We start from the raw sequence: 11,391 nt of genomic DNA on the forward strand, positions 1-11,391 counted from the left end.
CGACTGAAGTGAGGGACCATGGGGCCGCCCCTACAATCGCGGCCCTATGGACGAACTCGCCACCCTGCAATCCCTGAACCAGACCGTGCTGTGGGCCGCCTTCGGCGTGGCCGCGGTGTTCGGTTTCATCGCCCAGCGCACCCATTTCTGCACCATGGGCGCGATCAGCGACATCGTGAACATGGGCGACTGGACCCGCATGCGCATGTGGGTCATGGCCGTGGGCGTGGCGGCCATCGGCTTTTACGGCATGGGCTGGCTGGGCTGGATCGACACCAGCCAGTCGCTCTACACCGGCAGCCGCTTCCTCTGGCTCTCGGCCCTGGTGGGGGGCTCCCTGTTCGGCTTTGGCATGGTGCTGGCCTCGGGCTGCGGCAGCAAGACGCTGGTGCGCATCGGCGCCGGCAGCCTGAAGTCGCTGGTGGTGTTCTTCGTCATGGGACTGGCCGCGTTCATGACGCTGCGCGGCATCTTCGGCGTGGTGCGCGTCAACACCGTCGACCGCGTGAGCCTTGAGCTGCCGTCGGGCTCGGCGCTGCCCACCTGGGTGGCCAAGGCCCTGGGCATGGAGCCGGGCCTGGTGGGCCTGCTGTGCGCGCTGGTGATCGGCGTCGTGCTGATCGCCTGGTGCCTGCGCAGCGCGGATTTCCGCACCGGCAACAACCTGCTCGCGGGGATCGGCATCGGTCTCACCATCGTGGGCATGTGGTGGGTGAGCGGCCACCTGGGCTTCCTGCCGGAGCACCCGGAAACGTTGGAGCCTGTCTACACGGGCAGCAACAGCGGCCGCATGGAGGCCTTGACCTTCACCGCGCCGATGGCCTACGTGCTCGACTGGTTCATCTTCTTCAGCGACAAGAGCAAGGTGCTGACCTTCGGTGTCGTCACCGTGTTCGGCGTGGTTGCGGGTTCTTTTCTCTGTGCGCTCATCGAGCGCAGCTTCCGCTGGGAAGGCTTCCGCGACACGCGCGACACCGCGCTGCACCTCGTGGGCGCGGCGCTCATGGGTGTGGGGGGGGTCACGGCCCTGGGGTGCACCGTGGGCCAAGGGCTTTCCGGCCTGTCCACGCTCAGCCTCTTGAGTGCCATCGCGGTCGCGGGCATCGTGGGTGGCGCGGTGCTGGGCTTCAAATTCCAGATGTGGTTGCTGGAGCGCGCGGGGTGAATCCGCTGGACGCCGAGCGCTTCGAGCGCCGCTTCGGCGGGCTGCGGCGGCTCTACGGCGTGCAAGGCGCGCAGCGAATCTTCGACGCGCATTGCGTGGTGGCGGGCCTGGGGGGCGTGGGCTCCTGGGCGGCCGAGGCGCTGGCGCGCAGCGGCGTGCGCCGTCTCACATTGATCGACCTCGACCACGTCGCCGAATCCAACATCAACCGCCAGGTGCATGCGTTGGACGCCACGCTGGGCCAGGCCAAGATCGAGGCCCTGCGGGACCGCATCCTGGGCTTTCATCCCGGCATCGAACTGGACCTGGTGGACGACTTCGTGACGCCCGAGAACTGGCCTGGCCTGCTGCGAGGCCAGCGACCCGACGGCCTCATCGACGCCTGCGACCAGGTGCGCGCCAAGACAGCGATGGCTGCCTGGGCCCGCGCCGAGCGGGTGCCATTCGTGGCGGTGGGCGCGGCCGGCGGCAAGCGCCGCGCGGAGGCGGTGCAGCTGGCGGACCTGGCCGAGGTCACGCACGACCCCTTGCTGGCACAACTGCGCTACCGCCTGCGCAAGCACCACGGCGGCGCGCGCCAGGGTCGCATGGACACGGTCTGCGTGTTCAGCCGCGAAGCGGTGGCGCCGCCGGACCCGTCGTGTGGGCTCGATGGTGGCGATGGTTCGCTGAACTGCCACGGCTTCGGCTCGGTGGTCACGGTCACCGCGACCTTCGGCCTGTGCGCCGCGGGCTGGCTGCTCGACACCCTGGCGAACGCATCGCAAGAAAAAAGCGATCGGCCTTCAGAGAGCCATCGAAACCACGCTATAATCTGAGGCTTCGCAGCAAGCGATACGCAAGTTGTGAAGCGTGTGGGACGTTAGCTCAGTTGGTAGAGCAGCGGACTTTTAATCCGTTGGTCGGCAGTTCGAGCCTGCCACGTCCTACCACCAACAGGAAGGCCCTGGTCGTGAGACCAGGGCCTTTTTCTTTGTGCCGCGGCGATGGCCCGCTGCGGCGCCGCGAGGGCCGCGGCGCCAGGGCCTCACTTCTTGAACATGCCCCAGATCACCAGGATCACGATCGCGCCGACCACGGAGGCGATGAAGCCCGCCGCCTGGCCCGGGGCGTACCAGCCCATGGCGGCGCCGAGGTAGCTCGCCAGGAAGGAGCCGGCGATGCCGAGCACGGCCGTCATGATCCAGCCCATGCTGTCGTTGCCGGGCTTGAGCATGCGGGCCACGAAGCCGGCGACGAGACCGATGAGGATGGTGCCGAGAATGGACATCATGGTGTGAGCCTCCTGTGGGATGTTGAACGGACCGCCTCTCGACGGCCCGGACCCACTGTAGCGCGCTTAGGGCACGCGCGGCTCAGGCCTGCTGCGCTTGCTCGATGGCTTCGCTGAGCTCCAGCCAGCGCGCTTCGACGGTCCCGTTCTCGGCCTCCACCACCTTCAGGCGCTTGCCCAGTTCGGCCAGCTTCGCCGGTTCGGGCGCGGCAAGCAGCTCGGCCTCCAGGCGCTCGCGCTCCTGGGCCAACGCGGCCATGCGCTGTTCCACCTGGGCCAGTTCCTTCTTGATCGGACGCAGGCGCTCGGTGAGGGCTTTCTGCCGCTGCGCGTCCGCGCGGCGGTCCTCCGCCGGCGCGGCCACGGGGGCCGGGGCGGGGGCCTCGGCGCGCGCGGCGGCGCGTTGCGCCTCGCGCGCCTGCCGGGCCATCTCGATGAGGTGGCGCTGGTAGTCGTCGAGGTCGCCGTCGAAAGGCGACAGGGCGCCGCGCGAGACCAGCCAGAACTCGTCGCACACGGCGCGCAGCAGGGCCCGGTCGTGGCTCACCAGCATCACCGTGCCCTCGAACTCGTTGAGCGCGATGGACAGGGCCTCGCGCGTGGCCAGGTCGAGGTGGTTGGTGGGTTCGTCGAGCAGCAGCAGGTTGGGGCGCTGCCAGACGATCATGCACAGCACCAGGCGCGCCTTCTCGCCGCCGCTCATGCTGCCCACGGCCTGGAAGACCTGATCGCCGGTGAACTGGAACATGCCGAGGAAGTTGCGCAGGTCCTGCTCGCGCGTGGGCTGGCCGCTCAGGCGGCCTTGCGCGCTGCACTCCTTCACCAACCGCACCATGTGCTCCAGCGGGTTGTCGCGCGGGCTCAGCACGTCGAGTTCCTGCTGCGCGAAGTAGCCGATGTTCAGGCCCTTGCCTTCGGTCACCGTGCCCGCGAGGGGGGCGAGCGTGCGCGCGATGGTCTTGACCACCGTGGACTTGCCCTGGCCGTTGGCGCCCAGGATGCCGATGCGCTGGCCGGCCATCACCGAGCGTTGGATGCCGCGCACGATGGTGATCGGCTCGCCGCCATCGCCGGGGTAGCCCACGTCCACGCCGTCCAGCACCAGCATGGGGTTGGGCAGGCTGGCCGGCTCGCTGAACTCGAAGCTGAACTCGGCGTCGGCCAGCACAGGGGCGATGCGCTCCATGCGCTCAAGCGCCTTCACGCGGCTCTGGGCCTGCTTGGCCTTGCTGGCCTTGGCCTTGAAGCGGTCGATGAATTTCTGCAGGTGCGCGATCTTGTCCTGCTGGCGCGAGAACGCGGCCTGCTGCAGGGCCATCTGCTCGGCGCGCATGTCCTCGAAGCGGCTGTAGTTGCCGCCGTAGCGTTTGAGCTGGGCGTGCTCGATGTGCACGGTCACGTTGGTCACCGCGTCGAGGAACTCACGGTCGTGGCTGATGACGAGCAGCGTGCCGGGGTAACGCGCCAGCCAGGCCTCCAGCCAGACCAGGGCGTCCAGGTCCAGGTGGTTGGTGGGTTCGTCGAGCAGCAGCAGCTCGCTCGGGCACATGAGCGCGCGCGCCAGTTGCAGGCGCATGCGCCAGCCGCCAGAGAAGCTGTTGACCGGGCGATCGAGCTGGTTGGTCTGGAAGCCCAGGCCGAGGATGAGCGCCTGCGCGCGCGCGGTGGCGTCGTGCGCGCCAGCGTCGTTGAGCGCCATGTAGGCATGGGCCATGCGCTCGCCGTCGCCGCTGGCCTCGGCCTCGGCCACCTCGCGCTCGGCCGCGAGCAGGGTGGTGTCGCCTTCGACCACGAAGCGGGTGGCGTCGAGTTCGGTCTCGGGCATGTCCTGCGCGACCTGGGCCAGGCGCCATTGCGCGGGCACGCTGAACTCGCCCTTGTCTTCGTGCAGGTTGCCGTCGAGCAGGCGGAACAGGCTGGACTTGCCGGCGCCGTTGCGGCCCACCAGGCCCACTTTTTCGCCGGGGTTGATGGTGAGCGAGGCGCGGTCGAGCAGCACCTTGGTGCCGCGGCGCAGCACCACATCGCGGACGACGATCATGCGGCCTCCAGTGCGTCGCGGGTGAGCAGCAGCACCTGGTCGTCGCCCGCGCTGGTGCTCAGCCAGACCGGGTTGAGCGCGGGGAAGGCGGCTTCGAAGTGCGCGCGCTCGTGGCCGATCTCCAGCACCAGCACGCCGCGCGGGCTCAGGCGCGCGGGCGCGTCGCGCAGCAGGGCGCGGACGAAGTCCATGCCGTCGGCGCCGCCGGCCAGCGCCAGCGCGGGTTCGGCCCGGAACTCGGGTGGCAGCTCGGCCATGCTGTGCGCGTTCACGTAGGGTGGGTTGCAGAGGATCAGGTCCCAGGGGCCGGGGCAGGCCGCGAGGCCGTCGCTTTCCACGAGCGCGATGCGGTCCGCCAGGCCGTGCCGGTCGACGTTGATGCGCGCGACCTGCAGCGCCTCGGTCGACAGGTCGGCGCCGGTCACGCGCACCTCGGGCCAGGCCAGGGCGGCCAGCACGGCCAGGCTGCCGTTGCCGGTGCACAGGTCCAGCACGCGCACGGTGTCGTCGCTCAGCCAGGGGTCGATGCCTCCGTCGGCGATGAGTTCGGCGATGAAGCTGCGCGGCACGATGGCGCGGCGGTCCACATAAAAGGGCACGCCCTGCAGCCAGGCCTCTTGCGTGAGGTAGGCGGCGGGCTCGCGCGTGGCGATGCGCCGCTCGATCAAGGCATCGACGGCGGCGGCCGCGTCGGCGTCCACGGTGTCGGCGGCGTGTGCGTCGAGGTCGGTGTCGAGCGGCAGGCCCAGGCGCCACAGCACGAGCCAGGCGGCCTCGTCGTGGGCATTGGTGGTGCCGTGGCCATAGGCCAGATTGGCGCTGGCCAGGCGGGCTTCGGCCCGGGCCATCAGTTCTTGCAGGTTCACGGTGGGTGTCAGGCGGTCTGCCGCGCCTGCGCGTGCAGGTGCTGCAGCGTGCGGCGGTAGATCGCGGTGAGGGGTTCGATGTCGGCGAGCTTCACGTGCTCGTTGACCTTGTGGATGGTGGCGTTGGGCGGGCCGAGCTCGATCACCTGCGGGCACACGGCCGCGATGAAGCGGCCGTCGCTGGTGCCGCCGGTGGTGGAGAGCTCGGTCTCGATGCCGGTTTCCTCGCGGATGGCGGCGCGCACGGCGTCGACCAGCGTGCCCGGGGTGGTGAGGAAGGGGCGCCCACCCAGGGTCCAGGCGAGGTCGTGCTCGCTGCCCGCGTGCAGGCCATGGCGCGCCAGGATGTCGACCACCTGCGCCTGCAGCGACTCGGGCGTGCGCTCGGTGCTGAAGCGGAAGTTGAAGTCGATCACCACCGTGCCGGGGATGACGTTGCTCGCGCCGGTGCCGCCATGGATGTTGCTGATCTGCCAGCTGGTGGGCGGGAAGAAGTCATTGCCGCGGTCCCATTCGGTGGCGGCCAGCTCGGCCAGCGCGGGGGCGGCCATGTGGATGGGGTTCTTCGCCAGGTGCGGGTAGGCGATGTGGCCCTGGATGCCTTTGACCGTGAGCTTGCCGCTGAGCGTGCCGCGCCGGCCGTTCTTGATCATGTCGCCGGTGCGCTCGACCGAGGTGGGCTCGCCCACGATGCACCAGTCCAGGCGCTCGCCACGCGCCTTCGCGGCGTTGCAGACCACCACCGTGCCGTCCAGCGCGGGGCCTTCCTCGTCGCTGGTGAGCAGGAAGGCGATGTCGATGGCGGGGTCGGGCTGCTCGGCGAGGAAGCGCTCGCAGGCCACGACCATGGCGGCGATCGAGGTCTTCATGTCGCTCGCGCCGCGGCCGTACAGCGCGCTGTCGCGGTGGCTGGGCACGAAGGGGTCGCTGGCCCAGGCCTCCAGCGGTCCGGTGGGCACCACGTCGGTGTGGCCAGCGAACACCAGCGTGGGCCGCTGGCCGCTGCCGCGTCGCGCCCAGAGGTTGCTGACACGGAAGTCGTCGGGGCCGCTGTCCAGGCGCTCGCACTGGAAGTCGATGGCGCGCAGGCGCGCCGCGATCAGATCGAGGCAGCCCGCGTCGCGCGGGGTGACGGAGGGCAGGGCGATGAGCGCCTCGGCGAGACGCAGGGTATCGGTCATCAGAATTTGACGTCGAGCGTGAACTCGGTGAACGACGGCGCGTCGCTGGCTTCTTCTTCGGCGGCCTCGTAGCCACTGGCGCGGCTGTGCTCGAAATCGTTCTGCAGGCGCCAGAGCAGGTTGTTGGGGGAATCGGCGTGGGCCAGGCCTTCCTCGCGCGTGACGAGGCCTTCGTGGATGAGGCGCGCCAGGTCCTGCTCGAAGGTCTGCGAGCCTTCGGCGAGCGATTTCTCCATCGCCTCGCGCACGCCCGAGAAGTCGGCCTTCTGGATCAGGTCGGCGATCAGCGCCGTGTTGAGCAGCACCTCCATGGCCGGCACGCGCGCGTTGCCCTGCTGGGTGCGCAGCAGGCGCTGCGAGACGATGGCGCGCAGCGCGGCGGCCAGGTCGCCCAGCATGGTGGGGCGCACCTCCACCGGGTAGAAGCTGAGGATGCGGTTGAGCGCGTGGTAGCTGTTGTTGGCGTGCAGCGTGGCCAGCACCAGGTGGCCCGACTGCGCGTAGGCGATGGCCGCCGACATGGTCTCGCGGTCGCGGATCTCGCCGATGAGGATGACGTCGGGCGCCTGGCGCAGCGCGTTTTTCAGCGCCACCTGCAGCGAGGCGGTATCTGGCCCGATCTCGCGCTGGTTCACCACCGACTTGCGGTTGCGGTAGGTGTACTCGATCGGGTCTTCCACCGTGAGAATGTGGCCGCTGACGCGCTCGTTGCGGTGGTCGATCATGGCGGCCAGCGTGGTGCTCTTGCCCGCGCCGGTGGCGCCCACCATCAGGATCAGGCCGCGCTTTTCCATGACCAGGTCGGCCAGCACCGGCGCGACGTTGAGCGTGTCCAGCGCGGGAATGTCGCCCGGCACATAGCGCACCACCACCGCGATGGAGCCGCGCTGGCGCATGGCGCTCACGCGGAAGTTGCCCAGCCCGTCGAGTGGCACGCCCATGTTGAGCTCACCGGTCTCCAGCAGCTCTTCCATGCGCGTGGCGGGAATGATCTCGGCCAGCAGGTTGCGCGGGGCCTCGGGCGGCAGCACCTGGCTGTTGATGGGGATGACCTGGCCGTTGATCTTGATCATCGCCGGCGCGTGCGCCGTGAGGTACACGTCGGAGGCGCGTTTCTCGGCCATCAGGCGCAGGATGCGCTCCATCGTTCCGCTGCTCATGACCATCCTTTCGTCATATGCCCGAGGGGGATCCCCGTCGCGGCACCCCGCGGAACCGGCTGTGCCGGGCCGCAGGGGTGGCCCCCTCGAGGGGGGCGCGCGAAGCGCGGCGGGGGTGTTTCATGTCAGTCGCGCAACAGGTCGTTCAGGCTGGTCTTGGCGCGGGTCTGCGCGTCCACCGTCTTGACGATGACCGCCGCGTAGGTGCTGTAGGCCTTGCCGTCGGCGGTCTGCTTGGGCAGGCCGCCGCTGATGACCACGCTGCCAGCGGGCACGCGGCCGTAGAGGATTTCGCCGGTGTCGCGCTTGAAGATGGGCGTGCTCTGGCCGATGTACACGCCCATGCCCAGCACCGAGTTCTCTTCGACGATGACGCCTTCCACGACTTCGGAGCGCGCGCCGATGAAGCAGTTGTCCTCGATGATGGTCGGGTTGGCCTGCAGGGGCTCGAGCACGCCGCCCAGGCCCACGCCGCCGGAGAGGTGCACGTTCTTGCCGACCTGGGCGCAGCTGCCCACGGTGGCCCAGGTGTCGACCATGGTGCCTTCGTCCACATAGGCGCCGATGTTCACGTAGCTGGGCATGAGGATCGCGCCCTTGGCGACGAAACTGCCGCGGCGGGCCACGGCCGGCGGCACCACGCGCACGCCGGTGGCCTTCATTTCGTCTTCGCTGAGGTGGGCGAACTTGGTCTGCACCTTGTCGAAGAAGCCCAGATCGCCGGCGCGCATGATCTCGTTGTCCTTCAGGCGGAAGGACAGCAGCACGGCTTTCTTGATCCACTGGTTCACCGTCCACTGGCCCACGCCCTGGCGCGTGGCCACGCGCAGGCGGCCCTTGTTGAGTTCGGCGATCACGTGCTCGACCGCATCGCTCACTTCCTTTGGCGCGGCCGACGGCGAGAGCGTGGCGCGGTTGTCCCAGGCGGTGTCGATGATGGCTTGCAGTTGTTGGCTCATGGAAGTGCTGCGTTGAGGTTCAGGGTTTCAGGGAAAGCGGGGGGCGGGGCGGCCGGTGGCGTCAGCCACCGCGGCAGAAGGCGACGATGCGTTGCGCGGCCTCGAGGCATTCGTCGACGCCGGCCACCAGGGCCAGGCGCACCCTGCCGGCGCCGGGGTTGGCGCCTTGCACGGTGCGCGCCAGGTAGCTGCCGGGCAGGGCGGTCACATTGTATTGAGCGAGCAGCTCGCGGGCGAAGGCCTCGTCGGCGCCCAGGCCCGGGGTGTGCGAGGCGAAGCGCTCGGGCACCCCGGCCCACAGGTAGAAGGACGCGTCCGGCAGGGCCACGTCCAGCACCTCGGCCAGCAGCGGGGTGACCTGGGCGAACTTCTCGCGGTACAGGCGGCGGTTCTCCACCACGTGCGCCTCGTCGTTCCAGGCGGCGATGCTGGCGGCCTGCACCACCGGGCTCATGGCGCCGCCGTGGTAGGTGCGGTAGAGCAGGAAGGGCTTGATGAGCGCGGCGTCGCCCGCCACGAAGCCGCTGCGCAGCCCCGGCACGTTGCTGCGCTTGGACAGGCTCGTGAACGCGATCAGGCGGCGGAAGTCGCTGCGGCCCAGCTGCGCGGCGGCCTGCAGGCCGCCCAGGGGCGCCTCGTCGCGGAAGTAGATCTCGCTGTAGCACTCGTCCGAGGCGATGACGAAGCCATGGCGGTCGCTCAGCTCGAACAGGCGGCGCCATTCGTCCAGCGGCATGACCGCGCCGGCCGGGTTGCCGGGCGAGCAGACGTAGATGAGCTGCGTGCGGGCCCAGACCTCATCGGGCACGCTGTCCCAGTCCACCGCGAAGTTGCGCTCGGCCACGCTGGGCACGTAGTGCGGCTGCGCGCCCGCGAGCAGGGTCGCGCCTTCGTAGATTTGGTAGAAGGGATTGGGGCAGAGCACCGTGGCGCCGGGCCGGGTGGGGTCGACCACCACCTGGGCGAAGGCGAACAGCGCCTCGCGCGAGCCGTTGACGGGCAGCAACTGCGTGGCCGAGTCCAGCGCCACGCCATAGCGGCGCCGCACCCAGCCGGCGCAGGCCTCGCGCAGCGCCGGGGTGCCGGCGGTGGCGGGGTAGTTGGACAGGCCCTCGTCCAGCGCGTCGGCCAGGGCGCGCTTGAGGAAGTCGGGGGCGGCGTGCTTGGGTTCGCCGATGCCCAGGCTGATGGGGCGGTGGGCGGGCGAGGGCGTGACGCCCGCGAAGAGCTGGCGCAGCCGCTCGAAGGGGTAGGGCTGCAGCCGCTGGAGCAGGGGGTTCATGGCCGGGGATTATCGGGGGTGCGGGGCATACCCCCGGCCGTCCCCGGCCCTCAGGCGCGCTGCGCGCGCAGGGTGCGTCCGCGCAGGTGCTGGTAGATCTGGTCCAGCGACAGCAGCACCGTGAGCATCACCGTGGTGGCGATCACCAGCAGCGGCAGGCGGAAGGCCGAGATGAAGCCCGCGCCCTGCGGGATCGCGGCGCGTTCGCCGGTGGTGCAGACGAACTCGGCGGCGGCCATGCCGGTGTAGTGCATGGCGCAGACGGCGATGCCCATCACCACCGAGGCCGCCAGGCGGCGCGCCAGGGTCTTGCTGTTGAAGGCCAGCCAGAGCGCGGCGGTGGCGGCCACCACGGCGATCAGCATGGAGGCGGCCACCAGGGCCATGTCCCAGGTGATGAAGCCGTAGATCTTCAGGCCGAACATGCCCAGGTAGTGCATGACGACCACGCTCATGCCCAGCAGGAAACCGGCGCTCAGCAGGCGCGTGAAGCTCTCGGGCCGGCGCGCGGCAAAGGCCACCGAGCCGGCCGTGGCCAGGACCGCGGCCACGAGCGAGGTGATCGTTTCCAGCATGGAGTAGCTGCTGCCCACGTCCATCTGCAGGGCCAGCATGCCAATGAAGTGCATGGACCACACGCCCACGCCACCCAGGGCGATGCCGACGGTGAACACGCTGTTCCAGTCCAGCGCGCCGCGGCGGTTGCGCAGGCGGGTGGCGGCGCTCAGGGCCACGAAGGAGCCGATGACGGCGAAGGCGAACGACAGGGCGATGAGGCCGGGGTCCCAGGAGGTGTTGACGATGGTGTTCATGGGCGGGCGCGAAGTGATGACTTGGTTTTCAGAAAGGGCGCCGCCGATTCTGTTGGCATGCTTCCAGTGAAACAAGCTGTTACCCAGCCCCCAAGGCGGCGGGCGTTAAAACGTCCCGTTAAAAACCGCACCCCGCTGCCGTTCAGGGCCCCAATAGCCCCGCAGGTATCATCCCGCGACGGTCCGCCCGCCGGACCGCCGCCTCCCGCCAACGCCGCCTCACCCGGACCGCCGTGCGCCTCAATTCCATCAAGCTTTCCGGCTTCAAGTCCTTCGCCGAACCCACCAACTTCATGCTGCCCGGCCAACTCGTGGGCGTGGTGGGCCCCAACGGTTGCGGCAAGTCCAACATCATGGACGCGGTGCGCTGGGTGTTGGGCGAATCCAAGGCCTCCGAGCTGCGTGGCGAGTCCATGCAGGACGTGATCTTCAACGGCACCACCAGCCGCAAGCAGGCCAGCCGCGCCAGCGTGGAGCTGGTGTTCGACAACAGCGACCACCGCGCCGGCGGCCAATGGGGCCAGTTCACCGAGATCGCCGTCAAGCGCGTGCTGACGCGCGACGGCACCAGCAGCTACTACATCAACAACCAGCCCGTGCGCCGGCGCGACGTGCAGGACGTGTTCCTGGGCACCGGCCTGGGCCCGCGCGC

The 11,391-nt window shown here is 69.6% G+C and carries 11 protein-coding genes and 1 tRNA gene; 4 read left to right on the plus strand and 8 right to left on the minus strand.

The window, feature by feature from the left end:
* Positions 1-46 precede the first annotated feature (46 nt).
* The 3 genes from BGO22_RS12470 (at position 47) to BGO22_RS12480 (ending at position 2,097) form a co-directional block, all read left to right on the plus strand.
* Positions 47-1,165: a YeeE/YedE family protein gene (locus BGO22_RS12470; RefSeq protein ID WP_070398318.1), complete on the plus strand. Its 1,119-nt coding sequence runs from the start codon at positions 47-49 to the stop codon at positions 1,163-1,165.
* Positions 1,162-1,983 carry a tRNA threonylcarbamoyladenosine dehydratase gene (locus BGO22_RS12475; protein ID WP_286851088.1) on the plus strand — a complete coding sequence of 274 codons (822 nt, stop codon included), beginning with the start codon at positions 1,162-1,164 and terminating at the stop codon, positions 1,981-1,983. The genes BGO22_RS12470 and BGO22_RS12475 overlap by 4 nt, the downstream gene beginning before the upstream one ends.
* A 38-nt stretch (positions 1,984-2,021) precedes the next feature.
* Positions 2,022-2,097 (plus strand) — tRNA-Lys (locus BGO22_RS12480).
* A 95-nt stretch (positions 2,098-2,192) separates the two neighbouring features.
* Here BGO22_RS12480 and BGO22_RS12485 read toward each other — a convergent pair.
* From BGO22_RS12485 to BGO22_RS12520, 8 genes are all read right to left on the minus strand, one after another.
* Positions 2,193-2,438: a GlsB/YeaQ/YmgE family stress response membrane protein gene (locus tag BGO22_RS12485; RefSeq protein ID WP_070398319.1), complete on the minus strand. Its 246-nt coding sequence runs from the start codon at positions 2,436-2,438 to the stop codon at positions 2,193-2,195.
* Positions 2,439-2,520: 82 nt separating this feature from the next.
* Entirely contained in the window at positions 2,521-4,479 is a 1,959-nt protein-coding gene (locus BGO22_RS12490; protein WP_070398320.1) for an ABC-F family ATP-binding cassette domain-containing protein, read from the minus strand.
* Positions 4,476-5,345 (minus strand): 50S ribosomal protein L3 N(5)-glutamine methyltransferase, encoded by an 870-nt coding sequence (gene prmB, locus BGO22_RS12495; protein WP_139146970.1) that lies wholly within the window; start codon positions 5,343-5,345, stop codon positions 4,476-4,478. The genes BGO22_RS12490 and prmB overlap by 4 nt, the downstream gene beginning before the upstream one ends.
* A gap of 8 nt (positions 5,346-5,353) precedes the next feature.
* Positions 5,354-6,526 carry a succinyl-diaminopimelate desuccinylase gene (gene dapE, locus BGO22_RS12500; protein WP_070398321.1) on the minus strand — a complete coding sequence of 391 codons (1,173 nt, stop codon included), beginning with the start codon at positions 6,524-6,526 and terminating at the stop codon, positions 5,354-5,356.
* Entirely contained in the window at positions 6,526-7,686 is a 1,161-nt protein-coding gene (locus BGO22_RS12505; protein WP_070398716.1) for a PilT/PilU family type 4a pilus ATPase, read from the minus strand. Before BGO22_RS12505 ends, dapE begins: the two co-directional genes overlap by 1 nt.
* Before the next feature lie 125 nt (positions 7,687-7,811).
* A complete protein-coding gene (gene dapD / locus BGO22_RS12510; protein ID WP_070398322.1) occupies positions 7,812-8,645 on the minus strand; it encodes a 2,3,4,5-tetrahydropyridine-2,6-dicarboxylate N-succinyltransferase in 834 nt (277 codons plus the stop codon).
* A gap of 61 nt (positions 8,646-8,706) precedes the next feature.
* Positions 8,707-9,927, minus strand: coding sequence for a succinyldiaminopimelate transaminase (dapC, locus tag BGO22_RS12515; RefSeq protein ID WP_070398323.1), 1,221 nt, complete (start codon positions 9,925-9,927; stop codon positions 8,707-8,709).
* Between the two features lie 50 nt (positions 9,928-9,977).
* Positions 9,978-10,739, minus strand: coding sequence for an MHYT domain-containing protein (locus tag BGO22_RS12520; protein ID WP_070398324.1), 762 nt, complete (start codon positions 10,737-10,739; stop codon positions 9,978-9,980).
* Positions 10,740-10,972: 233 nt separating this feature from the next.
* On the opposite strand from BGO22_RS12520, the gene BGO22_RS12525 reads away from it, so the two are divergent.
* Positions 10,973-11,391 (plus strand): AAA family ATPase (locus BGO22_RS12525; RefSeq protein WP_286851092.1); only part of this gene is annotated, 419 nt, incomplete at its 3' end.

This window comes from Hydrogenophaga sp. 70-12 (assembly GCF_001897365.1).
In the GTDB taxonomy this organism is placed as follows: Bacteria; Pseudomonadota; Gammaproteobacteria; order Burkholderiales; family Burkholderiaceae_C; genus Hydrogenophaga; species Hydrogenophaga borbori.